Origin of the sequence: Vibrio ostreicida (assembly GCF_013074385.2) — a bacterium.
Taxonomy (GTDB): Bacteria; Pseudomonadota; Gammaproteobacteria; order Enterobacterales; family Vibrionaceae; genus Vibrio; species Vibrio ostreicida.
Genome location: NZ_JABEYA020000005.1, coordinates 43,062 through 69,391, shown reverse-complemented (window position 1 = coordinate 69,391; position 26,330 = coordinate 43,062). Strand labels below are relative to the sequence as shown.

The following is a 26,330-nucleotide window of genomic DNA, read 5'->3' as shown; positions in this document are numbered from 1 at the left end:
TCATCACATCATTCACACACATGAGTGAGCTTACGATTGAGGTGAATATGTGTCCGGTTGGCGAAGTTCAGTAACGTGATCTAGACTCGCGGTCTTAAACCAGCATCACTGAACGTCATTGGAACGTGTCCAACAAGCCAAAGATCGACTCTAACTTGTTGGTCGGCTAAGGGTGAGCTAGAGGCAGAATAGCTGCTGAGTTATCTGGTCGATTTCCTCCTTCCAGACCGCTTGCAGATTCAACTTTTGGTGTTTAAGTTTACGTTTTTTGTCCTCCTCAAGTAAGGTTTCTAACTCAATCAAACGCTCCAAACACTCCTCATCATCGACAGGTCTAAAAGCCACCGTATTCCCAACAGCACGAGTCGAGTTTTGGTTTGCCTGAAAACACACTTGTGGATCGGAACTGAAACGTTGATAGGTTTCCTCCACTGACAACAATTCTGTCAACTGACCTTCATTAATTAACCAGAATCGATGACAGCTCTGTTCAATTAAACGGCGATCATGGCTAACTAATACGACTGCACCAACAAAATGATTGAGCGCTTCAATTAACGCCTGCTTGCCCTCCATATCCAGATGGTTTGTCGGCTCATCAAGAAACAGGAGGTGATAACGCGCTAAAGAAAGGCCAATGAAAAGGAGACGCGCACGCTCGCCGCCACTCAATGAAGCCACGGTTTGGCTGTGTCTTGCGTATTCAAACCCAGCACTGATCAACGCACGTTTGCATTCCTCACTGCTCAGAGCTGAAAACCTCAGTAGTGCGTCACTCAGGGTATCGCCATCGTTGAGTTGAGCAAGAGACTGATCGTAGTAACCGATCTTAACCCGCGGGTGAAACGTCATCGCCGGATGTAATTCAGTTTCTTGCGATAAATACGCTTGATGAATACGGTTAAGCAAGGTAGATTTTCCACACCCATTGCTGCCAATCACCGCAATTTTATCACCGCTTTTAATACGCATTTCGCCCATCTCAAACAGGCTCGACTCATGCTCGCGTGGCGCAATGTTCATTGAGGCTATCTCTAAAAGGCGATTAGCGGGCAATGCTTCGCCAGTTAACTGCAGGGACCATGGCGTACCTCCGCTTACACTGGTTTGCTGTTCAATCAATCGATCTTTTCTCACCATCATAGATTTGGCTTTACGGGCGAAGCCTTCGTTATCATAGACTTTACCCCACTGAGCCAATCGCTTAGCGCTTTTTTCAATTCGAATAATTTCCTTTTGCTCGCTACTGCAACGCTGTTTATCTTGCTCATCTTTTTCGGCCAGCGCTTTCCTTGCCTGAGAGCAAGGCAACGCATAGTGATGTAAAGATTGATCGCGTAAGATCCACGTTGTGTTGGTGGCGGAATCAAGCAAGGTTTCATCATGAGAAACCAACACAAACGAGCCGCTCCAGTTGGATAAAAAACGTTCCAGCCAAAGGAGCGATGGCAAGTCAAGATGGTTACTCGGTTCATCAAGCAACAGCAGATCAGGTTGATAAATGATTGCTCTAGCCAGAAGTAATTTCATCTGTTGTCCGCCACTGCAATGCTCGACGGCATGTTCCAGTCATGGCTAACAAAACCCAATTCGTCGAGCAGCGATTGCGCCTGCCATTGATGATGCTCCCCCAATGATTGAGCCAACGCGTCAAGGACGCTCAATCCTGCCAAAGATGGCGGGATATGTTGCTCAACATAACGGACTAAGCAGTGCTTGGCGCTTGCCACTTGTCCTTGGTTAGCTTCTATCTGACCATCGAGCAATTTCAGTAACGAGCTTTTGCCGCATCCGTTGTAACCAATAAGACCGATTTTATCTCCACGATGAATAGAAAAATTAAGGCAATCAAAGAGTTCGCTACCCGTATAAGATAGGCTAATAGATTGGGCGGTTAAATACGTTGTCATTATGTTCTTCTCAAGAATTATAGGTGCAAGGCACCGTTGTCATAGCTGACAATAATTCTTCGAACTTGAGATGTGGTTTTGTTTTGGTGCGTAGCACCGGATCAAGAATGTCCGCTCAAGTCGAGATTACCGCAGCGCGATATTAAAAACTCTTGAGCGGATTTCGATACCAAACAAGCGTGGGTTAATTGAACACCACAAAGACATAGATTCCTCCTTATTATGTTGAGAAAGGGCTGAGCACTTTCGTTGGGCCAGAAAAAGAGAGTATCCGAATATTGGCCTAGCGTGAATACATGCCATTAACTAACTGTAATTTTTTAAAAATTCGTGAACTCAGTCAGTTTAATAACCGGAAAATACCGCCTAATTAAGGTTTATTATGGCTTTCACTGAAAAATTATTTATCCCTTTGCGTGATCTCGTTGCTGCAATAATGTCATTTCATCATTCACCCAACCCAATAATTGCTTGGTCGCTTTAGACAAGACTTGGTTTTGCCTCACAATATAGCCAAGACTAGTACAACAAAAATCCGCTAGAGGCGTCACTTTGGAATTCAGATGGTGCTTTGTCGAGATAGCAAATTCTGGAATGATCGCCACTCCAAAGCCCGCTTCCGCCCAATCAATTTGCGCGTCTACGCTGCCGACTTCCATCACTCTGTAATGAGGCAGATTAAGGCTTGGTAAACCTTCCTCAATAAAGTCTCGCGTCCTTGTATCATGGCCAAGTAAAATCAACGTAAGGTCAGTCCCTTCTTCTGCTTCCTTGGTATCATTTCCTCTACAATCATTGGTCGCTTGAGTTTCAAACCCGTGACCAAGCGCACACCATGAAAGCGAGTGCAACTGAGTAAAATGCAGTGACTCATGAGATTGTTCTTTCGCGATGACAAAGCCAAGGTCCGCTTGGGCTGTCTTGACTAGCTCTGATGCCTGAGATGACGTCGTGTTCAACAGAGTAAGATCAATACCTGGGTATTGATCTTTAAATTTCAGGAAAGGACGGATCAATAATATCCGAGAAATGATGTCACTCACTGCAATCGTTAACGTCCCAACTTTTAGGTCATTAATGGCATTAAGATCGGCTTGGCATATTTGTAATTCCAATAACGTTTTTTGACTCGTTTCTAATAGCCTTTCACCCGCCTGCGTCAGTTGAAAAGGACTTCTCTCTATCAACTTTATACGTGTAATTTTCTCTAGCTGCTTCAAATGCAGACTCACGTTGGGTTGAGTCATATGAAGTGCATTAGCCGCCCTACCGAAATGCTGGTATTCCGCTAACGTGACAAATGTTTTCAACAAATTGATATCAAGCATCATACCTCTCCTCTGTCCCATATTTTATATGAAATTCTTATCAAGGTAATAAAAATAATTAATTTCTCTTATTTGTTTGACGAAACTAACATTATCTCTCAATCAGTCAGGAGAAACGTTATGCCATCTATTATTGTTGTGGGCGCAAACTGGGGTGATGAAGGCAAAGGCCGTATCGTCGATTTTTTAGCAAGCGACGCTGCTGCTAGCATTCGCTTCCAAGGCGGAAACAATGCCGGTCACACGGTTGTTAATGACTTCGGTACCTTTAAACTGCATCAACTACCGAGCGGGGTTTTTAATCCCGATTGTGTCGCGGTTCTTGGCCCCGGCATGGTGATCAGCCCAGCGGCGTTAAGTGAAGAAATAGCGCAAATCCAAGCCGCCGATATCCAAGTTAAATTGGCGATTTCAGACCGCGCTACATTGTGTCTACCCTTGCACGCACTTGAAGATACGTTAGAAGAAGAGCGCCTTGGCGCTGCCGCTTACGGGTCAACACGACAAGGTATTTCCCCAGCGTACGGAGATCGTGTGATGAAAAAAGGCATTCTTGTTGGTTGGCTAAAGCAGCCAGAAATCTTAGAACAACGCATTCAGTTTTTGCTTGATTGGAAAATGCCTCAACTGAAAGCTCTGTACCCTCAGTGTGATTTTTCGCAAAGTGCTTCTGACATGACTCGGTGGTTGCTTGAGGTCACCCAATCTTGGCGTCCGTTTATTTGCAATGTCACTGAGCCACTAAAATCACTGCAAGCACAAGATGCTCAACTACTTTTTGAAGCTCAATTAGGCGCTGGCCGCGACCTTGTCTACGGAGAATACCCTTGGACTACATCTTCTAATGTAACCGCGGCGTATGCCGGCATCGGTAGTGGTTTACCTGCACTGCGACCTGAACGTATTATTGCGGTCGCCAAAGCGTTCAGTTCCTCTGTTGGCACTGGTACACTGGTTACAGCAATGGAAGAGCAAGATGGCTTCCGAGAAAACGCGAATGAATACGGAGCAACCACTGGACGGCCGCGTGATATGGGTTACTTTGATGCCGTAGCGACTCGTAACGGAGTCGAACTGCAAGCCGCCACGGAAGTTGCGCTGACTAAGATTGATTGCTTGTCTGGTTTAACGGAACTTAAGATTTGTACCGCTTACACAGGCGATCACAGTGAAAACCCAATTTGGCCACAAACGACAGAGCTGAAACCTGTCTATGAATCGATGACAGGTTGGGTTGAAGATATCACTGACTGTCGCACATTTGATAGCCTACCCAAGGCCGCGCAAGACTACGTCACCCGCATCGAAGAGCTCATGGGCGTTCCAATCGCTATGGTGTCGGTCGGTCCAAAACGCGAGCAAATGATCATAAGAAGCTAAGATTCGGATAACAGGGACAGGAATATTAAAGGGACTATCAAAGTGCCTGTCCCAATATTAAATATTAGGAATACAATATTAATATTAAAGTCCCTGTTTACTTTTATCATCACTCATACGCATCAATGTAACCGAGAGGTTGTGATTTACATTCCTTTATAATAAATGTCACAAAATACATTTTGTAAATATGTCATAATATTGAAATTAAACGGTTATTTTCAAGGAACGTCATGACTGCAACGAACTACCTCAACCAATTAAATCAACAGTATCTTGCCACGCATAAAACAAAAGAAGACTTCTTTTGGGCAACTTACATGGGAATAAGTGACGACCATGATGGATCAACATTAGCCCAAACGCAATGGACAGAATTTCTCAGTGCTGCCGAACAAATTACCGCTATAGAAAAGCACATTTCTGCCATTGATGAGATTCAAAACCTTCAAGAAAAGGAGAACACGTTAACGGGGCTGAAGGGCTGGCTTGCGACCTTTAAATCTCACGCAATCGAATCTCAACAATCTCAGAAACTGAAGGCCGAGCTCATCAAATTCGAAGCAGAACTGTTCGAAAAAAAACAAAATCACGTCATGACTTACGTCAATGAAACAGGTGAAGATACCGAGGGCTCGTTACCCGTTCTAGGCTCAACAATTAGGAGTAACGGTAATGAAAAGGTCAGGCTTTCTGCACACCAAACACTGCTCGATTTAGAACAGTGGTTGCTAATCAATGGCTTCATCGAGTTAATCAAAAAGCGTAACCAATTTGCGCAATCACTTGGCTTCAAAACCTTTTTTGATTATTCCGTCGTTAAAACCGAACAGATGACCACAGAGCAACTGTTTACAATTCTGGATGACTTCGAAGCTCGTACCCGTGATAGCCATCAAAAAAGCTTGGTGAACTTAGCAAAGCAGAAAGGCCAAAGCGCGCTCGAAGCCCATAACTTTACCTACTCTTTTGCTGGTGACGTTATGAATGACTTGGACCCTTATGTTCCCTTCTCAAAATCATTAAGGCGTTGGGTAGAATCTTTTGGTCGCCTGAACATCGAGTATTCTCAAGCGACGTTGAAATTGGATTTACTTGATCGCAAGGGCAAGTACCCTAATGGCTTCTGCCATGGGCCGATCCCTGCTTTTTACGATCAAGGCGCGTGGGTTGCTGCGCAAGTGAACTTCACCAGTAACGCTAAGCCTGATCAGATAGGCAGTGGTTATGATGGAATCAACACGCTGTTTCACGAAGGGGGTCACGCCGCGCATTTCGCTAATGTAAAAATGAACGCGCCCTGTTTCTCACAAGAGTTTGCGCCAACTTCGATGGCTTATGCTGAAACCCAGTCTATGTTCTGCGACAGCTTATTGAATGACGCCGATTGGCTAAAACAGTACGCATGTAATTCCGAAGGCCAATCAGTGCCAGACGAATTGATTAAAGCCATCATCGACAACAAGCAACCATTCCGAGCTTATCAAGAGCGCAGTATTCTTGTGGTTCCGTACTTTGAGCGAGCACTTTACGAACTGGCTGATGAGGACCTGACACCTGAGAAAATCACGGCACTTGCTCGCAGCAATGAAAAGACGATTCTTGGCTTGGCTTGCAGCCCTCGCCCGCTGATGGCGATCCCACATTTACTATCGGATGAAGCATCCTGCGCATACCAAGGCTACCTATTGGCGCATATGGCGGTGTATCAAACGCGAGCGTATTTCACCGACAAGTTTGGTTATTTAACCGATAACCCAGAAATTGGCCCTTTGTTGGCAAAACACTATTGGCATAAAGGCAATAGTATCAACCACAACGAGACAATAGAAAATCTGACAGGAGAAGGCTTCAACGCTAAATATCTTGCCGACGAGTGTAACTTATCACCAGAGCAAGCATGGGCGATTGAAGAAAGGAAAATCAAACAACTGGCTTCTAGACAACGAACTCAAGTCGCGGATTTGAATGCAAAGATATCGATTGTTGATGGTCCGACCGAGTTGGCAAACAATAATGTATCGAACAACCAAATGTGTGACGATTTTGAAGATTTTATTGTTGAACAGTACGGGCGATAAATAAGGCAATAAAAGCTAACTGAACGTATCAACGCGAAAAGGACGATATTCATCGTCCTTTTTATTTTGAGATTGGTTCCATAGTGAGCCCCACATCGAACTCGTTTGAGAATATTTCTGGCGAGTCTCGGCAATGTGTCCATGCTTACGCGCTCATTCAAATTATCCATTGCGATTATGATGCTTACCATCAGCACCAGCGTAAATAACATGGGGTGTACTTTACGAAAAGCCACCTCACGACGCCTCGTCATAAAAAATAACGTGGATTAATGTCTAAAATTTATGCAGTGTGCGGTCATGCCCACACCAGATTGCCTTTGCAACTTCGATAAGGGGTGATAAGGTGCCTGTCCTTTTGTGTGCTGCATCACGCAGAGCCAACAGACATCAGCCGGCCCTATGCTTCATCAATCAACGCCTTAAGGTACCAAATCCATGCCCTTTTCTTCACTTTCATTAAGCGCTGCACTTATTAACGCTCTGCCCAATGACATTCAAAACCCGACAGAAATCCAATCGCTTGCCATCCCTGTTATGTTGGCCAAAAAAGACTTACTCGGATTGGCGAACACGGGCAGTGGCAAAACTTTGGCTTACAGCCTACCCATGCTTGAACACATGCATGCGAGCACGACCCCATTGAAAGGGTTAATTTTGGTGCCGACTCGTGAATTAGCAACTCAAGTGACTGACGCCATCAATCAGGTTAGTCAATCATTAAACCTACACGCAGCGAGTATTTGCGGAGGTGTTGAGAAACACCAGCAACAAGAAATACTCGCACAAAATCCTCATATTCTCGTCGCCACGACGGGGCGCCTGTTGGATCTTGTCAACGACGGGGCGTTAGACCTAAAAAGTGTAGACTATCTCATTTTGGATGAAGCCGACCGATTGCTCGACATGGGCTTTTGGCCCGACGTGCAACGTATTACCAAACTGACGTCTGGCCAGCGTCACACTGCGATGTTTTCTGCAACCTTTTCTGATGAACTGAAACACAAAGCCACACAGTTGATGAACTCACCGACACAAGTCGCAGCTCATCAAGAAAATAGCACTAGCCAGCACGTCCAAGAACAACTTTATTTGGTCAACAAAGGCAGTAAAACCAAAGCGCTGATCGCGCTTATTGATCAACATCAGTGGCCACAAGTATTGGTATTTATTGGCGCAAAAGAGAATGCTGATGGGTTAACAAAAAAACTGAACAAAGCAGGGATATCTTCCAGTGCTCTACACGGAAACAAACCACAAGCCGAACGTCAAAAAACGTTAGAACGGTTTAAACAGGGTGAAACCAAAGTGCTTATTGCTACTGATCTGTTAGCCCGAGGGATACACATCGAACAATTACCGCTCGTGATTAACTTTGAACTGCCCTCGCATGCCGAAGTCTACATACATCGTGTTGGCCGCACCGCAAGAGCGGGTCAATCCGGTTCAGCCATCTCGCTCGTATGTCACAGCGAAGTAGAGACACTCTCCGCCATTCGAGAGCTCACACAACGTGCGCTGCCACTTCAGGAACTTGATGACTTCCCTGTCACTGACAAACCGTCGTCAGGCGAGAGTAAACGCGCGCCACGAGATAAAAAAGCCAACCGTAGAACCAACAACAAAAACAGCATCAAGCAGTTCCAAGGTAAAGTTAAACACACCCGATCTCAGTCAGGCTAACAGCAGGCTCATTTGCTCAGGCTATCGTGTTGGGCCTCCGAATACTATTTACAGTCATAGAAACACCTTGCTGTCGCTGTCACCAAGCCAAAGCAAAGTCCTTATCACCCAACTGATCTAACAACCGTGAAAGATGATGCTTAATATCCTTGGATAGTACCTGACCTTCAGAGGAGAGAGATCAATACGTCGATTTTGCTTTTCGAGTCGTTCCTCTTGGTTATATTTCCACCCGATCGCCGATTTCGCCGCTGGGCAAAGAACGGTTATCTCATTTTATAATTCATTATATCCACCACTAAGTGAGATGCTACAATACGGCTTGTCCAATCGGTGTATTTTGATGCCATCATCAATTTAATAGCGCACGATACGAATGAAATATTAAGGATAACAACATGAACAACGATGCGGTGATCGCAGGTCAGGCTGTTTACTCAAAGAAGATTCTTTCCATTTATGACCTCTGGGTATTGGGCTTCTCAAATCATTTCCTCTGGAAGTGCCCAACCAAACGCATTGGCCACCTGTTTTCCGCTTTGGCGTCCACTCATCACCTCGATGTTGGTGTAGGTACTGGCTACTACCTTAAAAAGTACCTGACCAGCAACACTGAACGCATCGCCCTACTGGATTTGAATAGAAACAGTCTCGGTTCAACTTCCAAAGCCATTGAGCATTTGGACCCAGAAATTTACTGTCAAAATGCGTTGGAACCTTTGTCTATTGAACAAGGTTTCGATTCTGTCAGCGTCAATTATTTACTGCACTGTTTACCCGGTAGCATCCCTGAAAAAAGTCAACTTTTCACTCATTTAAAAGCCGTAATGAACCCCGGAGGAGTGCTATTTGGCAGTACGATACTCGGTCAGGGGACTGCGCGAAATGCCTTCGCAACAAAGCTGATGGCGTTTTACAATAAAAAAGGTATTTTCAGTAACAGTCAGGATGATCTTAACGGTTTAGAAACTGCGCTCCAGCACGAATTTTGTGATGTGAACATTGACGTTGTCGGCTGTGTTGCGCTTTTTTCGGCTCGCAAAGCATAAATGGAGCGCAATCTGGAAGGGTCTGAGAACCTGACGAATTAAGGGACTCTGTCGTCCCTTTAAACGTCATGGGGTTGAGCCAGTATAGAGCACAAGTCTATTGCGTCGAGTCAACAATGAGGTTATTTTCTTCTTGCCGAGATACGGTATCATTGAGATAAGAAAAGATCTTTAAGCGATTGGCTGCATCTCGTTCTCCATTATGCTCAATGGTGTTTTGCGTGATCATGTGTGGTGTCGAAGTAAGAATCGCATAGTTTTTAATAGCATAGTCACCACTTTGAATCAGTACATTTTGACGATATTGATGCGCCAGCCCTCCTGAGTTTTGGCTATCCTGCTGAGCTGGGTTACGAGAAAAGATCGCGTTTTCACCCGCCATAATCACCATATTGCCAATAACAGATAGATTATCGCCATCCAGCATCATGCCATTTCCACCGGCTCGAACAATCAAGTTGTCGGAAATAGTGACATTGTCACCTCCAACCTGTATCCCAGTGTTCTGCCAGACTGGTGCGAACGGGCTTAAACCCGTTTGATAAATGCGGTTCCCTTTAATGTGCCCTTCCTGTTTGACCGAATTGAGCTGAATGCCATCAGCAGCGATAAGTTCGACACGGTTATTTTCTATTAGGACATCGTCCAGTTGATGCGGATACACCGTCGTTTCGACCCCGTCACACATGAGCGTTCGGCTCTTACCTGTATAACCGATATACATCCCCTCACCTTCTTCAGTATCATGAATATAGTTACCACGAACCCTCAGGCCTGACATGAGAAAATTGCTTCGCCACGTTCTGGGGTCGCAAGTCGGATCGGTTTTTATCAGCATACCGGCAAATCGCGCTCGGTAGATTTCAACACCTTCTATGGTCACATGATGACTCAATTGCCCCACACTCAGCGTCCCTCCCAGTTTTATTTGGTATGGGTCAGTTTGTTTCGTTTCGGAGCTTTTTAGTATGACAAACGAGGCATCTTCTAGGGCTATGCTGTATTCGTAGGGCGTTGTGGTGACTGGGCCATCAACGTTGGTGACGGTAATAGGCAATGAATCACTGCCATGTAAATGCTGGATTCTCATTGGCCCTCGCTCACCAGATTCAAGACAAATTGTGTCACCGGGTTTGACGCCAAGGACTTCACCATCGACCAAATACTGGTTCACTGGAATTCTCAGCGAACAAGGTTGTTCCGCCCAACTGAAACTGGCGTTAAGCCCCGTGACAACGATAGCACTGATAAAAAACACCTTGCTGATTATAGTCATGACAACTGGCCTCCTGATAAGTGGTAGAGCTGATCACAATAAGTGTATAGGCTCATATAATAAACCATCAGAAGGGTTTTTCCATGTCAGGCCATCTTGTTCTCTAGAAGTCCGCTGAAACTGATTAACCGAAACTCAGAAACAAGACAGGTATCTTATTAACCTTAACCAATAAAAAGAATAAAAGCGCCTGTCCTCGTTTTCTTCGTTTTCTTTTCCCGTTTTCTGCTCACTTGGATAGCGTCAGCGAAGGTTGGCGAAAACTGCTCCAAATCGGTTTGAGTCATTTCTCTTATCATATGAGTTGCCTATATTCTGTGGCTAATTAGGTGGGGGATGAAGTGGGCGAATTGCCAACTTCTTACACTCATTAAATGTGCATCAAATTTAATATGGTGCTAGCATGGGTCAATCGAGACGGTTATAAAGGGAGTCGCTGTGCCAGAGAGTAATCTAACGGACCTTTTATCTAAGTGGATGGGCACCTTGGCATCGGGAGTTGCCATCTTGGGCGTGGTGTTTACCGCAGGCATCGCCTATCACAAGTTCCAGTCATTGTCTCAACAAGTCTCCGTTCTAACCAAGCAAAGCTTAAAGTATGAAAAAGTCCTAGATCAGCATCTGGGGCCTAACTGGGCTAACCACATTGAAGACATTGCTGCCACCACAGAGCTACAAACGCGTTTAGAGGGCAAGGCGCATGCTCTTATCGCTACCGTCGATCAGCATTCAAGTGATTTAAGCAATAATCAACTGTGGATTGAGTCAATCCGAACATGGGCCGAGCAACAAGACAGTTTGGTACGCCAAGAAATTTTGGCCATGTTCAGGGCGACTGCGGTCTATTCCAGTTCATCGTCACTGGATAAACTCAGCGTCAAAATCAACCGCCAGCATGAAAAGGGGCGCTACTATAAAATTGGCGATTCGGTGTTGATAGAAAACCCCGTCCCACCAGGGGAGTCTGTTCGGGTTTCGGTGGTTGGTTTCACCAACGACACAAAGAACCCCGATGTCCTCGTTCAGATAAACGCCTCTCTACTCGAAGTACTGGGGCTGTCCAAGCTTGATGGTCGCTACGAATTATTTATCACCAATGATCCCCAAGTATTGCGCTGGCAATCATTAGGCCATATCCATCAACGGTCAAAGTGGCAAAACAATGTAGATATTTTATCGCATCAATAACGAGGTAGCGCCGTCAGGGCATCATATGGGTCAGTTTACGAGCAAGCTCAGACGAGGAGTCCCCCCAATCTGAGCGTCGCTGCTCGGAAAACGTTGACGCTAACAAACCAAAGGCTAGGTGCGATAGAGGACTTTAACCACATGCCAGCCGAACTTGGTTTTGACCAAATGTGGGACAAGGGTTTCGCCGTTGAAGCACACTTTGTCAAACTGGGGCACCATTTGTCCTTTTCTGAACTCACCCAAGTCGCCGCCTTTTTTCCCTGATGGGCAAGTCGAGTACTTCTTGGCCAAGGTCTGAAATTTGGCCCCTTTCTTCAGTTGTTTGATGATGTCTTCGGCTTGTTCTTTATGCTTGACTAGGATGTGCAATGCGGCTGCTGTATTCGCCATATAAAATGCTCTTAGTAGATTTTAGGGAGTAAATACCGCCATTTTACCCGAAGGTGATGAGATCTTCATCCCAGATAGAAAATAACCTGACTGTAATACAACCAGTTAGCAGAAATTGATATATCCTATTTGAATAGATCTGTAAATACGTTAAGATCACATTCCTAATAAAGTTTCATTTTTGAGAAAGCAACGTCATGGCGAAAACAATCAGTAAGGCAAATCAATCGCAAGGGATGCTAATGTTTACATTAACACCTAACGCACAACCGTTTGCGATCGGTACATTGAAGGTTCGTGAGATTGTTCCTTTCCAACCGACCACTCAGATCCCCTATTCCCATCATCATGTGATTGGGACGGTGACGATCCGTAATAAAACCATTCCCGTGATCAATATGCCTGCGGCGATTGGCTTTAGGCCAATTCAACCGGAGGAATACAATAATTGTTATTTGATTGTTACTGATTGCCTAAGAACCATCGTCGCCTTTATGGTGCGCTCCATTGAAAAAATCATTGAATGCAACTGGCGCTCGATCGAGCCTGCACCTGAATCCGCGGGCAGAAACGTGTTTGTCACGGGGATCACACGCTTTGACGATCAAATTATACAAATGTTAGACGTCGAATTGTTACTATCCAAAATTTATCCGCAGTACGAGTCGACCAATATCCCGATGCTCACCGATATTGAACGTGAAAGACTCAAAGCACTCAACATCTTGTTGGTAGACGATTCTTCCATTGCTCGGAAACAGTTGTCAGATGCATTAGATAGCATCAATATCGGTTATCAAATCCGTAATAACGGGCTAGAAGCTCTCGAGGTCATGAAGCAAGAAGCCGAGCGTGGCGAGCCCATTCAACTGTTAGTCAGTGATATTGAGATGCCCGGTTTGGATGGCTATGAGTTGGCTTTTGAAACCCAAAGCGACCAGCAGTTAAGACATGCGTATATTATTTTGCACACCTCACTCTCAAGTGAAATTTGCGTTGATAGAGCACAACAGGTCGGCGCACACGAGGCTTTAGAGAAATTCCACGCTGCAGATTTGATCAAAGCCATGCTTCGAGGCGCAGAAAAACTCGAATCTAACCACGCTGATGAAGGTCTTGAAGTCGGTGTCTAATTGATTAGCCACCGTTTTTTAGATCTCATAAGTGGGAATTGCGTCTTTAAGTTGATAAAACTATTAAAATAATCAAAATTTATTAGGATTTACCCAAGCATCTGGGAGCGAGATCCGCTAACCTTAATTTAAGTGTTGGGTAACAAAGAATTCTTATAATCACATGACAGACGACGATTTTAAAAAATCGACCGCGAATCTAAAAAAAGCTGTCCCTTTGATGATGCAAAACCACGTAGCGGCGACGCCAGCCAACTACGCGCTTTGGTATACTTATGTTGATAATGCCCTTCCAGAGATGAATCTGGCGATGGACAACATCATCGATAATTATGGCCTGTGTCCGCCCGCGGCAGGTGAAAAACTGTACAACAGTTATATTGCCAGCCGCGCGGAAACCGATATGAAAGATCTTAGGGTCAATATCGAATTGCTCGTTGGACAAGTCTCCTCATCAATGACGGATACATTGGCAGATACTTCCCATTTTTCTGAAGTGATCGATAAAAGTTTCGAACATTTAGAAAAAGTGGACGATGAAGCGATGTCTATTGACGACGTCATGAAAGTAGTTCGGCAACTGATCGCCGAATCGAAAGAAATCAGACACTCGACCACGTTTTTAAACAACCAGCTTGAAACTGCGACGGAAGAAATTCAGCGATTGAAATCTCAACTTGTCGAAGTTCAGCAAGATGCCCTATTTGATAGCCTGACCAGTTTGTACAACCGCCGTGCTTTTGATAAAGATCTAGCAACATTGTGCCAAGCAGAGCAAAAGATGTGCCTGATTCTGGCCGACATCGATCACTTCAAAAACTTCAATGACACCTATGGCCACTTGTTTGGCGATGCGGTGATTAAAGGCATCGCCAAACGTCTTCAGACCAGCAGTCGTGATGGCATTCATGCCTACCGATACGGCGGAGAAGAGTTTGCCCTGATCATGCCCCATAAGACGCTGCGCATTGCACGTCAATTTGCCGATGGCCTGCGTCGTTCCATAGAAAAACTGTCGATAAAAGATCGCCGAACTGGCAAGCAAATCGGCAATATTACTGCGTCATTTGGTGTCGCTGAGTTGGAAGCAGGCGAGCACCCAAGCTCCGTCATCGACCGAGCCGACAAACTCCTATATGAAGCCAAAGAGCTTGGACGCAACCGTGTGATGCCGTTATAGGGCCTCATGTCTACCGAGCCCATCTCAGACACTAAAAAAAGCCCATGCGGGCTTTTTTAGTGTCTGCCTAACCTGTTTGGGCATTTATCCATCAGCCACGATCGCGTCAATCAACGCCTGCTGCACCTCAACCGCTTTCTCGTTGTCGATCTGACACGTCCCTGCCGCTTTGTGCCCACCGCCACCATACTTGAGCATCAACTCGCCCACATTCGTTTTCGAACCGCGATCAAAAATGGATTTACCCGTCGCAAAAACCGTGTTTTGTTTCTGAAAGCCCCACATTTTATGAATCGAGATATTGCATTGTGGAAACAAGGCATAAATCATAAATCGGTTGCCCGCATAAATAACATCTTCACTCGTTAAATCAAGCAGCACCAAATTGCTGTGAACCGTTGCGCAACGTTGGATCTGCGCTTTAAACAATTCTTCATGTTCCTTGTACAATTCAATTCGCTCTTTGACATCGGGGTGACGCAAAATATCGTCAATCGAATGCGTCTTACAATAATCGATAAGATCCATCATCAAATTGTAATTTGAAATACGAAACTCTCTGAAACGGCCCAAACCGGTTCTCGCATCCATAAGGAAGTTGAGCAAGTTCCAGCCGGTAGAATCCAAAACCTCATCGCGTGTAAACTGTGCCGAGTCCCCTTTATCCACTGCTTCCATCATTCCCAACCAGTGGTCAGGAAATACCTTCCCTCCACCATAGTGCTCCCAGACCACGCGCGCCGCAGAGGGGGCGTCGGGATCAATAATATGATTGGCTCTTTGTCCTGGATTACGCATCACCTCCGACAAGTGATGGTCAAAAACCAAATGGGCATGAGCCACATAGGGAAGGTTAGTCACAATATCCTGAGGGGTAATATCGACGATGCCATCTTGCATGTCCTTAGGGTGAACAAACTTGATATCATCTATCAGTTCCAATTGTTTAAGAAGTACGGCACACACGAGGCCGTCAAAGTCACTCCGTGTCACCAAACGATATTTCTGTTCCGACATCTAACAATCCTTATTTCTACAACCGAAAAAGGCGGCTGAAGGTTCTGTGATCTTGCACGTCGCAACTGACTCGACGCTGCCATGAGTACCTTAATTCTAGACAGCTTCGATTTTTTAACCAACTTCAGGAAAGGTTTTTATCACCCCCCACCCGCGCTAAGTCTCAAAAACCTAACCCGCCTTCGATATCGCGACGGACGATAAGTGGTGATAGGACCTTACCCATATCTCAATTATGCCATTCAAGGGACACAAGAACTGTACAAACCGAGAAGTTAAAGATAGCGTTAGCACGGTTAATCGTTTGTTAACTATATTTAATGAGAGCCTGATAAACAGGCCATGGTAATAGGAAGTAGATCTATGCTGTCAATTTTCGATATTTTCAAAGTCGGAGTCGGTCCCTCCAGTTCACACACCAACGGCCCGATGATCGCCGGCCACCACTTCACCCAGTTGTTGACCGACACACTGACTCAGGTACAACGTATTCAAGTTGACTTGTATGGCTCCCTGTCCTTAACGGGAAAAGGCCACCATACCGACCGTGCCATGATCCTAGGTTTAATGGGCAATAAACCCGATACCATTAAAATGACCAGCGCCAAACAAGCGTTGCAGACCACCTTGGACCAGCAATCTCTGCCACTTTCAGGCACCCATGACATTTCATTTCAATACGATCGTGACATCCTCTTCCATAATGACAGTTTACCCCTACATGAAAATGGCATGACCATCAGCGCGTTTGATGCTTCAGGCGCCACCTTGATGTTTGAAACCTATTATTCGGTCGGGGGTGGTTTTATCGCCACCGCGCAAGAGCTCGAAAATGGCAGTGGTGAGCAGTCGGTCCAAGTGCCATTTGCATTTACTTCCGCCGAAGCGATGCTGACCATGGCCGAGGAAAGTGGTTTAAGTCTTGGCGGTATGATCCTACAAAACGAGGTGTGCTTCTTTGACAACCAAGAGATAGAACGCAAAGCAGAACAAATCTGGAGCGTGATGTCTTTGTGCATGCAAAGGGGCTTCGAAACCGAAGGTATCCTCGAAGGGGGACTTAATGTCACGCGCCGTGCGCCTAACTTACTCAAAAAGCTCGAAGCAAACGAAGCGATTGAGAACGACCCAATGGAAATCCTCGACTGGATAAACTTGTTCGCTTTTGCAGTTAGTGAAGAAAACGCAGCCGGTGGGCAGGTTGTGACATCACCGACCAATGGCGCTGCGGGTGTTATCCCCGCGGTACTCATGTATTACCATCGTTTTATCAAAGCGCTCGACCGAAAGCAAATCAAAGACTTCCTCGCCGTGGCTGGCGCTATCGGCATTTTGTATAAAACCAATGCTTCGATATCCGGGGCAGAAGTTGGTTGTCAAGGGGAAGTTGGCGTCTCGTCCTCCATGGCAGCAGCGGGATTAACCGCCCTAAGAGGAGGCAGTAATGAACAAATCTGCATTGCCGCCGAGATCGCGATGGAACACTCACTGGGGATGACCTGCGACCCAATTGGCGGTCTAGTGCAAGTGCCATGCATTGAACGTAACGCGATGGGGGCAATGAAAGCCATTAATGCCTCTAGAATGGCACTCAAGCGAACCAGCAAGTGTCTCATCTCACTCGACAAAGTGATCGCCACCATGTATCAGACGGGTAAAGACATGAACAAGAAATACCGTGAGACGTCCTTAGGGGGGCTGGCCGTTATTCATATGGCCCCGCCTTGTGAATAAATCGCCTTTTGGTGCTGGGGGCAAGGCCGAGTGCTGAAATAAAAAAAGCGCAGTATCACACTGCGCTTATCATTTCCCGCAAAACGCCAGCTCGGCTCAGCTTAGATATGGTCACACATCAACAAAGTCGCGGACAGCATATCCTCACCAAACTTAATACTTCTTTCGGGCGACCAACCATAAAGCGGGTCCGGGTATTGATTATTGTCCTTAAAGGGCATCTCGACCGTGTAAGACAAGCACTTGAATTCCTCAGCGACCCAATTTGACCCGACCGTCAGGTTAGCTTCACCCGGCTTGTCTTTATCATAGCCAATCTCGTCTTGAAACTCGGGAGTGACCGCATGTAACGCCTGCTTAAACTTCGACTCAAGTGACGCTAGGCGATCGTCGTAACTGGGTACACCTTCTGAACCCGCAATAAAATTGTAAGGAATGGCTTCATCCCCATGAATATCAAGAAACATATCCACGCCTGTTTCGCGCATTTTTTGCTGGACCAAATACACTTCGGGACTGCGTTCCATACTAGGTGACTGCCACTCTCGGTTCAGATTGACCCCCTGCGCATTGCAACGTAAATGACCACGAATACTGCCGTCAGGGTTCATATTCGGCACCACATGCACCACTGCTTTGTCGAGTAACGCGCGTGCAGCAGTGTCATCTTCATTAATCAGGCGCTGAATCATACCTTCGATAAACCATTCAGCCATGGTTTCGCCTGGGTGCTGGCGCGCAATAATCCACACGGTCTTCTTGGTTTCATCAGGCTCACCAAATGTCAGCACGCTCATATCGTTGCCATCCAGTGTATGACCGAGAGTCTCCAACCGACAATGATGTGCACTTTGCACCATATGTAACAAGTCTTGATGACGATCATAGCTATAAGGAGCAAAGTAGGCAAAATACACCGAACCCCGTTCAGGGATCAGGCTAAAGCGCAGCGTATCGCCATCAAATTCAGCCGGAACTCGAAACCACTCTTCCCGATCGTAAGACGCGACCACATCATAGCCCTTCCAACCGTCAGGGTAGGCCGAACCTGCCAGATTCACGATATCGATAGTGTGGGATTGTTGAGCCTCGGTCTCAAGGCGAAAATGAAACCACTGATAAAACTCGGATTGGTTATCATTGGGAATAGAGAGTTGGATGGCGTCTTTGTCGTCGGCACGGACAACGTCAATATTGCCACTGTCGAAATTGCTGAAGATCTTCACTGAATGATTCCTTATCGATGAAAGCGATGTACGCACATAGGCTAACACAATCACCGATTTAGCTACATGAAAAACACACCCACCTTGATTACCGCAGCTCAGTGACAAAAGCCCCTTGAGATCAAAGACATCGACAAAACTTAGGTTTATAACTCTAAAAAGGCGTGCATCATCGCCATTTTATGGGATAATCACGTTTTATTAAATGCTAATTTTATAGATAATTTTAGTTTATAGTTCTAAAATTTAACCATACACAGAGGTTATGAATGTGGAATAAACTCAATAAATCAATGATGTTCTGCCAAGCAATGTTTGGTTTATCCTTCTATGGTGTGATGGTCGTACTGACACGATTTTTTCTCGAAGACCTCGGATACAGCGAAGCCGACACCATGATGGTCGTGGGTGCATTTTCATCGATAGGTCCGTTATTCGCGATCGCTGGTGGCTTTATCGCCGACAAATTCCTTGGCGCTTATCGATCATTAACGATTGCCTACGCAACCTTCGCCACAGGCTACATTTTGTTGGTGATGGGCGCTTCAGCATCAAATGTGCCATTGAGTTTGGTCGGTATCGCTCTCGCGAGTTACGCCCGCGGCTTAATGTCGCCCTCTTACCCTAGCCTCTATAAACGGACTTTTGCCACAAGTGAAGACTTTGAAAACGGTTACCCAGTCAACTATTCTGTCAACAATGTCGGCGCTCTGCTGGGTCAGTACCTCTTTCCAATGTTTGTGCTCGTGATCGGTTTTAACGGTAGCTTCTTACTGTCCGTGATCATGGCATTGCTGGCGTTTGCCCTTTTGGTGATCTTTCACAAACCGCTAAAACACGTCGGGGCCGAGATAGATAAACAGCCCGTCACCGTCCAGAAATGGGCCGCTTTTGTTGGTCTGTCGGCCGCCATGGTTGGGCTGGTGTTTTTCATGTTCTCCAACATGGACATCGGCCAAAATATTGTTTATGCCATCGGTGCCACCGCCATAATCTATTTTATTACCCTGATGCTTAAGTCCAAAAAGGCCGATGCTCTAAGAATGGGGGCAATTCTCATTGTGACTGTGCTGACCACCTGTTTCTTTGTCTATTACGGTCAGATGATGACATCCATGACCATGGTGACCATCAACACCATGCGCGGCGACTTGTTCCATTTGATCCCGATTGCGCCCGAAGCCGCCATGGCGATGAACCCACTGTGGTGCATTGTTGCAGGTCCAGTGATCGCGATGACGTTTTCCTCTTTGGAGAAAAAGGGAATTCAATTGTCAACGGCAACCAAAATCGCCGGCGCGTTTATCTTTACTGCGATTGGCTTTGGTATTTTGACCATTGCGGTCAAGAATGTCGGTGAAGCGGTAGTGATACGCCCAGAAGTGTTTCTCGCGATTCACTTCTTTCAGGCATTCGCTGAAGTGATCGTCGGCAGTATGGTGGTCGCCTTTATCCTCTCGGTCACGCCCAAAAAAATCGAAGGCTTTTCGGTGTCCTTGTTCTCAGTTGCAATAGCACTAAGTGGTATCGTCGGTGCCGTCGTTTCCACCCATATTGCATTGGAAAAAGGTCAGGCAATCACGCAAGAGATTGTCCAACAGGTCTATGGCGGTTACTTTCAACTGCTGACCATATTGGCCGCCGTTATGGTGATCATTGCGCTGGGAAGCTCACTGGTTATCAAGAAAATGCTGGACGCCGCTGACGCTGATGATGAAGCCACCTTAACGGCAGAAACCAGCGAAAAAACAGTCTAAAAGCCCATAGGGGTAGCGAGGGTTGGCCGAGTCTATACGGTATCCGCGGCCCCTAATCCACAGACCGCTAATCGATGAAGATTAGTGGTTCTTTCCTATTGATGTCGTGAATTTGCGCTTTGCTCTGATCTTAAACGCGTTTATGAAAAATCTGATCAGCCTTGTTGACCGCTCTATTTATCTCAAGGTTAACGCCTATTCATTCACACGGGTCACCGACGTGCTCAGTACCTTTAGAAGGTTGTCAGGACCAAACCGATAACAATCAACACTGCACCGACAATCCGGGTCACGTAAGCGGATTCCGCTAGCCAAATCATGCCAAAGATCAATCCGAAAATGATACTGATCTGGCGTAAGGCGACCACCAAGCTGACATTGTCGGTCATGGTCATGGCGGTTAACACTAAACCATAGGTGCTGGCCATCATGATCCCCGCGACAGACGATGTTTTTTTGAACGCCCATGCTTGTCGAAAATCCCCTCTCCTTCCAGCCACGAGCGAATAGGCGCCGATCGACAAAGCGATCGCCCAAAACTGAAGGCCAAGATAAAAAATGGCGGATTTTGTGTCGGAGACAAGCCAAGAAAAAGTTTGACCAAGAACGATCAGGGCCTCTTTATCAAGAAGGGCGTATCCTGTTGTACCCAATGCCGCAATGAATGCCCATAGCACGCCAATATTCAGGTATTCAGTCACTCTGAACTGCTTAAACGAGGTCAGTGGAACAAATAAACAGCCGACGGTCATCAAAACAAAACCCGACCAACTGCTGGAAGACAGCTCGTACCCCAAAACGACAGTGCCCGCCCCTACCATCAAAACAGGTAATGCCCGCGCAATCGGGTACACCATGCCAATATCTGAACTTTGATAGGCCATACTCAGGCCGACCAAATAGATCATCTGGGCGATACCACTTAATATCAACAGAACCCAAAATAGCATCGGGATCGCCGCGACCCCAACCTGACTCAAATACCAGACTACGTAGGGAGTGAGTAATGCTGCCGCCGCCGCACTGCTTGACAAGAAAAATGCAGGTCCTGATGCTTGAGTGCGCTTGCTCAATACATTCCAACCGGCGTGGAGCAAGGCCGATACCACAACCAAAATCATTGCCCATAGAGACATGAACTACCTCAAAAAACGACGGCGCCAAACGGGCCTTGTATAAAGAATATTGCGGACAATAAACGAAGAAAAACCTTAACGGTGGAGCTGAGCCAACGACTCAATTCTGATCGCATCGTGACGCCAGTACTCCAGATCACAATCAATCAGCTCACCGTGCTGATTGTAATTGATCCGCTCAACCACCATCGCTGGCGTGCCCGACGTCGCCCGCAGTGCCTGAGCCGTATCACCGAGCAAAGTACTGGTACTGATCCGGTAGCGGATCTGTTGATAGACCATTCCAAACTGCTCACGATAGATATCAGTCAGAGAGCACGATAAATCAAAGTCGAGCAAATTGGGCAATCGCTCTGGTCGAATATAGTGCGTCACATACATCACTGGGCGATCCTCAAGATAACGCACCCTATCGACCCGAAATACATCGGAAAATGGCGGCAGTTCAAGCATTCGGGATGCTTGCTTGTCGGCCAAAATGCTTTTGGCAGAAATCAGCACCGTTTTGGGCGTACGTTGCTGTGATTGCGCCATATTGGTAAAATTGAGTGTCTGTGACGGATCATACCGGAGCGGAGCCGGTGAGATAAACCAACCACGGCGGTCTTCCCGATAGATACGCCCTTCCGCTTCGAGCAACGACAGTGCCTCACGTAACGTCACACGAGTCGTATCAAACGACTCCGCCAATTTACGCTCTGCTGGGAGCTTTTGTCTTGGCGAGAGTAGCCCTGACTCTATCTGCTCGACAATCGAATCTTTTATTCTTACGTACTGCACGGATTTTCCTTACCTGTGACGCCACGACTGCGTCCGTTGTTCTAGCCAATGCCCGATGACCATCTGCACCAACTTAGCGACCGCAGCGGTCAGCATGATCATCACCGCCATTGCGGCCGCAGCTCCAGTTTGCCCAGCATCGTCCATGTTAAGGACAGACACAGAAGCTGGAATGGTCTCAGTTGAATAGAGGAATACTACCGCAGAAGTCGTTGTTAATGCATTAATAAACAAGTAACTTGCGATATCAATCGTCGCTGGCGCGCAGACAGGCAGCGTTACTTTAACCAACAAGCGATACTGAGGCAGCTTGATTGAAGCCGCAATCGCCTCCATCTCCGCTGGTATCTGTTTCAGTGCGGTCAGCGCCGTCATATGACCCACGGTATAATAGTGGACCAAGGTGTTCATCACCAATAAAGCCATTGAACCATAGAGAAAGTTGAGCGGGTTATCCGCGTCATTGAAATAAAAAATATACCCAAGTCCGAGCACCATACCTGGAACGGCCATGGGTACCACACTCAACATTTGCATCCCCTGCCGGATCAACACAAAACCCCGTCCTTTCTCAATACAGTAAGCGCCGATAAAGAGGATCAAAGTACCAAACAGCGCTGTCCAACTGGCCAAAGACAATGAGTTAAAATAGGGCAGCCAACCATAGGTACTCATTTGAGAAAAATCATAGTTGTTGAGTGTCAGCGCCTTATTCCAAGGCCAAAACGTGACCAAAGAGCCATACACGGCCATGCCCAGTACCGCGAGCACCAACAGTGAAATAGCACTGCAGTACACCAGACACAGGCCATCTCGAATCCGGTGTGGCTCTGGCTGATAAGGCACAGAGCGGGTATCAAACAAGCTTTTTTGCTTTTTTTGCACCCAGTGATCGGTGGTAAACGCCAATAATGCGGGCAAAAGCAACAACAAGCTGGTGACCGCCCCCATCGAAAAGTTTTGCTGGCCCACCACCTGTTTAAAAATGTCCGTGGCCAAGACGTTGTAATTGCCACCAATGACTTTGGGCACACCAAAGTCACACACGACCAAAGTAAACACAACAATGAGCGCGCTGATCAATCCATATTTCGCAGCCGGTAGCGTCACCACAAAAAACGTCTTCATCGGCGATGTTTTCAACGCACGTGCTGCTTCATACAAACGCGCGTCCGAGGTACGAAGCGCCGTGTTTAAGATCATCAATGCATGAGGGAAGGTCCAAAAAATGAGCCCGAGTGTCATACCGGTCAAGCCATATACCGATTGACCACCAAGGATAAACTTTGCAATGCCCTGATTGCCAAACAAAAAGATAAGGCTAATCGCTGGCAGCAAAGATGGCGCCAGAATTGGCGCAGCGCCTAGCACATGAAACCATCCTTTAAAAGGCATACACGAACGCGTTAAAGCATAGGCATACCCAAACGCCAACACGCCGACTGCACCTGTCACCAAAAGGCCGAGGATAAGGGTATTGCCAAGCGACTGCCACAAACTCGCTTGAGAAAAGTAATGGGCAAAGTTTGCCAACCCAACAAAATCGCCCGTATTGTTTTGTACACTTTTCCCAAACATGCTCCACAACGGCATAACAACAAACGCCACCAACACGCCAAACACCGCCGCCAAAGCGCCAAACAAGACCAGATTATCCCGACTGAAACCTTGGGTAAGGCGGGTGGAATCAAGAGGAAGCAACTGGATCGAAGACTCATTCATTGTTTTACTCTTCATTCCCTTAAGACGCCGCAAGAAACTGTTCACCAGCAGGTGTCAGCGCCGAATAGGCGCGCGCGCCACGCCCGACAAACGTGATCGACGCAATATCACCGACACTCAAGGACAACGACTGGGCTTGCTCTCCAGACACATCCACCAGCACCGAATCGGCATGACGATCGTGGAGCCACTCGCACTCATAACGACAAAAAGCACCAAGAAACTCACAGGAGACAATCCTCACTGGCAGCGCATTATTGCTCGATTGAGTAAAGCGGATATTTTCTGGGCGAATGGCCAGTTCAATATGGTCACCTCGAATCAGTTCACGATTATCGAGGGCCGGAGCCTTAATAAAAGACTCAGCAATGCGCAATTCATGATCACTCACAACCGATGCCTTAATAAAGTTCATATTGCCGACAAACTGCGCAACGAATCGCGTCGCGGGGCGTTGATAAATAGCTTCTGGCGTGCCAACCTGTTCAATCACGCCATGATTCATCACCACAATCCGGTCAGCCATCGACAGGGCTTCTTCTTGATCGTGAGTCACCATCACCGTGGTGATCCCCAACTGACGTTGCAGCTTGCCAATCTCATCACGTAAATGAACACGGACACGGGCATCCAATGCTGATAGGGGTTCATCAAGCAATAACAGCCCAGGAGACAATGCCAGTGCCCGAGCGAGTGCCACCCGTTGCTGCTGTCCACCTGACAACTGATTAGGGTATTTGTGGGCTGAGTCAGGTAAACCAATCATTGCCAGCCAACGCTCGACGCTTTCCAGTGCAGCTCGGTTTGATTCTCCCTGATTTTTCAACCCAATGGCAATATTCTCTTCCACGGTCAAATTGGGAAATAACGCATAGGATTGAAACACAATACCGAAATCACGCTTTTCCGGCGGCAATAACGTCGTTTCAACATTGTTTTGATAAATCGCCCCTGAAGTGGGTAGATCAAACCCAGCAATCGCTCTGAGCAACGTCGTTTTACCACAACCAGAAGGCCCGAGAAAACACACAAACTCACCGTGTTCAATATTCAGTGAAATTTGTTTTAGCGCCGTAAACTGACCAAATTGTTTAACAACATTCTGGATTTGTAGATAAGGGGGGTTGGTTGACATAGTGTGCTCCACTTAGAATAGGCCGTAGATCAATGATCTTCACCGTGATAACAGGGCCGCCGATCGGTAGCCCAAAGGCCGACACAGACTAGATTCGCTGCCCCGCTCAAGACATCGGGCAACAAAACAGGGCACTCACGCACCCAGATGCCCGATCCAATATTTGCCGTTGCTGACATGATTCAAGATTGAGGCTCAGACTTAGCGTCAAACTTTTTAGACCATTTCGCTAGAATCGCGGCACGCTTGCTGCCCATTTGAGCGAAATCCATCTTGGCCATATTGGCTTCAACATTGGGGAAGTGGGACACGGTCGCTTTGACCTGTTTGTGTCCAACAACCGGATACATCTCGACATAGAGCTCATTGGCCGCTTTGGACACAGACCAGTCCACTACACGCTTAGCCACGGAAGATTCTGTCACCAAACCGACGGCTTCCGCTTCCCAACCGATGCCTTTTGGCGTGATCACCGCCAGTGGCGCGCCCTGAGTTTTGAGTTTGGCACCACGGCTTGCCATGGAGATGCCGATGGCCACCTCCCCCATGCCCGCCTGTACACAAGGTTTTGAGCCAGAGTGGGTGTAGTGAGCCATATTTTTATCCAGCTTTTGCATGTAGCTCCAACCCTGCTCTTCCCCCATATTTTGCAACCAAGCCGACACCTGCATATAACCTGTACCCGATGACGCTGGATTTGGCATGGCGATATGCCCCTTGTAGATAGGTTTAATAAGGTCTTGCCATGACGTCGGCTTTGGCAAATCAAGCTGTTTCGCCACCACTTCATTGAAACAAACCGCATTAAAAAACGCATCATTGCCGAACCATGCCTGACGGGGCTGAGGGTCGTTCAAATCCGCGTTGAGGTTTTCTGAGCCACGCGGGGTATAAGGTTTCAATAATCCCTGTTCCTTCAGCAATGCCATGGAAGAACCTGCTAGCCCCCACACCACATCGGCACGAGGATTCCCTTTCTCAGCGAGCAGTTTCGCAGTCATGATCCCAGTCGAATCACGGACCCACTTAATCGAAATATCGCGGTTGTCTTTTTCGAATGCTGCCTTATATTTAGCCAGAATATCGGTTTCAAAAGCAGTGTATACGGTCACTTGCTGCGCGGCCTGCGGGGAAGTCGCCAGCAAAGAGACAAGCGCGGTCAGTATTCCTTTCTTAACAGAGTTGTTCATCATCCTCTCCTTTTTTGCTCTATTTGCGACCA

Annotated in this window: 20 protein-coding genes and 1 pseudogene; 9 read left to right on the top strand and 12 right to left on the bottom strand. The window is 46.8% G+C overall.

Annotated features, from left to right (window positions below; genetic code table 11):
* Positions 1-177 precede the first annotated feature (177 nt).
* Positions 178-1,910 (bottom strand): annotated as a pseudogene (locus tag HLM86_RS09475) (ABC-F family ATP-binding cassette domain-containing protein).
* Between the two features lie 404 nt (positions 1,911-2,314).
* Complete coding sequence (locus HLM86_RS09470; RefSeq protein WP_170882717.1) at positions 2,315-3,241, bottom strand: LysR family transcriptional regulator; 927 nt, start codon at positions 3,239-3,241, stop codon at positions 2,315-2,317.
* A gap of 117 nt (positions 3,242-3,358) precedes the next feature.
* On the opposite strand from HLM86_RS09470, the gene HLM86_RS09465 reads away from it, so the two are divergent.
* The 4 genes from HLM86_RS09465 (at position 3,359) to HLM86_RS09450 (ending at position 9,431) form a co-directional block, all read left to right on the top strand.
* On the top strand, positions 3,359-4,618 hold the full coding sequence (locus tag HLM86_RS09465) for an adenylosuccinate synthase (protein ID WP_170882718.1): 1,260 nt from the start codon (positions 3,359-3,361) through the stop codon (positions 4,616-4,618).
* A gap of 233 nt (positions 4,619-4,851) precedes the next feature.
* Positions 4,852-6,699, top strand: a complete 1,848-nt coding sequence (locus tag HLM86_RS09460) for a M3 family metallopeptidase (RefSeq protein WP_170882719.1) — start codon at positions 4,852-4,854, stop codon at positions 6,697-6,699.
* A gap of 438 nt (positions 6,700-7,137) precedes the next feature.
* A complete protein-coding gene (locus tag HLM86_RS09455; protein WP_170882720.1) occupies positions 7,138-8,382 on the top strand; it encodes a DEAD/DEAH box helicase in 1,245 nt (414 codons plus the stop codon).
* Positions 8,383-8,780: 398 nt separating this feature from the next.
* The gene (locus tag HLM86_RS09450; RefSeq protein WP_076588868.1) at positions 8,781-9,431 is read left to right on the top strand and encodes a class I SAM-dependent methyltransferase; all 651 of its coding nucleotides are present in this window, start codon (positions 8,781-8,783) and stop codon (positions 9,429-9,431) included.
* 97 nt (positions 9,432-9,528) lie between these two features.
* Here HLM86_RS09450 and HLM86_RS09445 read toward each other — a convergent pair whose 3' ends face one another.
* The gene (locus HLM86_RS09445; RefSeq protein WP_076588869.1) at positions 9,529-10,707 is read right to left on the bottom strand and encodes a right-handed parallel beta-helix repeat-containing protein; all 1,179 of its coding nucleotides are present in this window, start codon (positions 10,705-10,707) and stop codon (positions 9,529-9,531) included.
* Positions 10,708-10,871: 164 nt separating this feature from the next.
* A complete protein-coding gene (locus HLM86_RS20315; protein ID WP_281249511.1) occupies positions 10,872-11,006 on the bottom strand; it encodes a hypothetical protein in 135 nt (44 codons plus the stop codon).
* Between the two features lie 139 nt (positions 11,007-11,145).
* Between HLM86_RS20315 and HLM86_RS09440 the strand changes: the two genes are divergently transcribed.
* Entirely contained in the window at positions 11,146-11,895 is a 750-nt protein-coding gene (locus tag HLM86_RS09440) for a hypothetical protein (RefSeq protein WP_170882721.1), read from the top strand.
* A gap of 114 nt (positions 11,896-12,009) precedes the next feature.
* On the opposite strand, the gene ppiC is transcribed toward HLM86_RS09440, so the two are convergent.
* On the bottom strand, positions 12,010-12,288 hold the full coding sequence (gene ppiC, locus HLM86_RS09435) for a peptidylprolyl isomerase PpiC (protein WP_076588871.1): 279 nt from the start codon (positions 12,286-12,288) through the stop codon (positions 12,010-12,012).
* A gap of 197 nt (positions 12,289-12,485) precedes the next feature.
* Between ppiC and HLM86_RS09430 the strand changes: the two genes are divergently transcribed.
* Both HLM86_RS09430 and HLM86_RS09425 read left to right on the top strand, forming a co-directional pair.
* On the top strand, positions 12,486-13,421 hold the full coding sequence (locus HLM86_RS09430) for a chemotaxis protein (RefSeq protein WP_170882722.1): 936 nt from the start codon (positions 12,486-12,488) through the stop codon (positions 13,419-13,421).
* A 163-nt stretch (positions 13,422-13,584) separates the two neighbouring features.
* Positions 13,585-14,601, top strand: a complete 1,017-nt coding sequence (locus tag HLM86_RS09425) for a GGDEF domain-containing protein (protein WP_076588873.1) — start codon at positions 13,585-13,587, stop codon at positions 14,599-14,601.
* A gap of 84 nt (positions 14,602-14,685) precedes the next feature.
* On the opposite strand, the gene HLM86_RS09420 is transcribed toward HLM86_RS09425, so the two are convergent.
* The gene (locus HLM86_RS09420; RefSeq protein WP_076588874.1) at positions 14,686-15,618 is read right to left on the bottom strand and encodes an exopolyphosphatase; all 933 of its coding nucleotides are present in this window, start codon (positions 15,616-15,618) and stop codon (positions 14,686-14,688) included.
* Between the two features lie 363 nt (positions 15,619-15,981).
* Between HLM86_RS09420 and HLM86_RS09415 the strand changes: the two genes are divergently transcribed.
* Entirely contained in the window at positions 15,982-17,352 is a 1,371-nt protein-coding gene (locus HLM86_RS09415) for an L-serine ammonia-lyase (RefSeq protein ID WP_170882723.1), read from the top strand.
* Positions 17,353-17,453: 101 nt separating this feature from the next.
* On the opposite strand, the gene HLM86_RS09410 is transcribed toward HLM86_RS09415, so the two are convergent.
* Positions 17,454-18,578 carry a M14 family metallopeptidase gene (locus HLM86_RS09410; protein ID WP_170882724.1) on the bottom strand — a complete coding sequence of 375 codons (1,125 nt, stop codon included), beginning with the start codon at positions 18,576-18,578 and terminating at the stop codon, positions 17,454-17,456.
* Positions 18,579-18,847: 269 nt separating this feature from the next.
* Here HLM86_RS09410 and HLM86_RS09405 point away from each other — a divergent pair, with 269 nt between their 5' ends.
* The gene (locus HLM86_RS09405; RefSeq protein ID WP_076588877.1) at positions 18,848-20,335 is read left to right on the top strand and encodes a peptide MFS transporter; all 1,488 of its coding nucleotides are present in this window, start codon (positions 18,848-18,850) and stop codon (positions 20,333-20,335) included.
* 233 nt (positions 20,336-20,568) lie between these two features.
* Here the strand turns inward: HLM86_RS09405 and HLM86_RS09400 are convergent, their stop codons facing one another.
* The 5 genes from HLM86_RS09400 to HLM86_RS09380 form a co-directional block, all read right to left on the bottom strand.
* The gene (locus HLM86_RS09400) at positions 20,569-21,471 is read right to left on the bottom strand and encodes an EamA family transporter (RefSeq protein WP_170882725.1); all 903 of its coding nucleotides are present in this window, start codon (positions 21,469-21,471) and stop codon (positions 20,569-20,571) included.
* A gap of 75 nt (positions 21,472-21,546) precedes the next feature.
* The gene (gene phnR / locus HLM86_RS09395) at positions 21,547-22,251 is read right to left on the bottom strand and encodes a phosphonate utilization transcriptional regulator PhnR (protein ID WP_170882726.1); all 705 of its coding nucleotides are present in this window, start codon (positions 22,249-22,251) and stop codon (positions 21,547-21,549) included.
* 9 nt (positions 22,252-22,260) lie between these two features.
* Positions 22,261-23,973, bottom strand: coding sequence for a putative 2-aminoethylphosphonate ABC transporter permease subunit (locus tag HLM86_RS09390; protein WP_245798195.1), 1,713 nt, complete (start codon positions 23,971-23,973; stop codon positions 22,261-22,263).
* A gap of 19 nt (positions 23,974-23,992) precedes the next feature.
* Positions 23,993-25,108 (bottom strand): putative 2-aminoethylphosphonate ABC transporter ATP-binding protein, encoded by a 1,116-nt coding sequence (locus tag HLM86_RS09385; protein WP_170882728.1) that lies wholly within the window; start codon positions 25,106-25,108, stop codon positions 23,993-23,995.
* A 182-nt stretch (positions 25,109-25,290) separates the two neighbouring features.
* Positions 25,291-26,301 carry a putative 2-aminoethylphosphonate ABC transporter substrate-binding protein gene (locus HLM86_RS09380; RefSeq protein ID WP_076588882.1) on the bottom strand — a complete coding sequence of 337 codons (1,011 nt, stop codon included), beginning with the start codon at positions 26,299-26,301 and terminating at the stop codon, positions 25,291-25,293.
* Positions 26,302-26,330: the final 29 nt, after the last annotated feature.

Coding starts and splice junctions, on each gene's coding strand:
- HLM86_RS09405 (WP_076588877.1), top strand. CDS start 18,848: ATGTGGAATAAACTCAATAAATCAATGATGTTCTGCCAAGCAATGTTT.
- HLM86_RS09460 (WP_170882719.1), top strand. CDS start 4,852: ATGACTGCAACGAACTACCTCAACCAATTAAATCAACAGTATCTTGCC.
- HLM86_RS09420 (WP_076588874.1), bottom strand. CDS start 15,618: ATGTCGGAACAGAAATATCGTTTGGTGACACGGAGTGACTTTGACGGC.
- HLM86_RS09455 (WP_170882720.1), top strand. CDS start 7,138: ATGCCCTTTTCTTCACTTTCATTAAGCGCTGCACTTATTAACGCTCTG.
- HLM86_RS09470 (WP_170882717.1), bottom strand. CDS start 3,241: ATGATGCTTGATATCAATTTGTTGAAAACATTTGTCACGTTAGCGGAA.
- HLM86_RS20315 (WP_281249511.1), bottom strand. CDS start 11,006: ATGATAAGAGAAATGACTCAAACCGATTTGGAGCAGTTTTCGCCAACC.
- ppiC (WP_076588871.1), bottom strand. CDS start 12,288: ATGGCGAATACAGCAGCCGCATTGCACATCCTAGTCAAGCATAAAGAA.
- HLM86_RS09385 (WP_170882728.1), bottom strand. CDS start 25,108: ATGTCAACCAACCCCCCTTATCTACAAATCCAGAATGTTGTTAAACAA.
- HLM86_RS09445 (WP_076588869.1), bottom strand. CDS start 10,707: ATGACTATAATCAGCAAGGTGTTTTTTATCAGTGCTATCGTTGTCACG.
- HLM86_RS09425 (WP_076588873.1), top strand. CDS start 13,585: ATGACAGACGACGATTTTAAAAAATCGACCGCGAATCTAAAAAAAGCT.
- HLM86_RS09400 (WP_170882725.1), bottom strand. CDS start 21,471: ATGTCTCTATGGGCAATGATTTTGGTTGTGGTATCGGCCTTGCTCCAC.
- HLM86_RS09390 (WP_245798195.1), bottom strand. CDS start 23,973: ATGAATGAGTCTTCGATCCAGTTGCTTCCTCTTGATTCCACCCGCCTT.
- HLM86_RS09380 (WP_076588882.1), bottom strand. CDS start 26,301: ATGATGAACAACTCTGTTAAGAAAGGAATACTGACCGCGCTTGTCTCT.
- HLM86_RS09450 (WP_076588868.1), top strand. CDS start 8,781: ATGAACAACGATGCGGTGATCGCAGGTCAGGCTGTTTACTCAAAGAAG.
- HLM86_RS09430 (WP_170882722.1), top strand. CDS start 12,486: ATGGCGAAAACAATCAGTAAGGCAAATCAATCGCAAGGGATGCTAATG.
- HLM86_RS09465 (WP_170882718.1), top strand. CDS start 3,359: ATGCCATCTATTATTGTTGTGGGCGCAAACTGGGGTGATGAAGGCAAA.
- HLM86_RS09415 (WP_170882723.1), top strand. CDS start 15,982: ATGCTGTCAATTTTCGATATTTTCAAAGTCGGAGTCGGTCCCTCCAGT.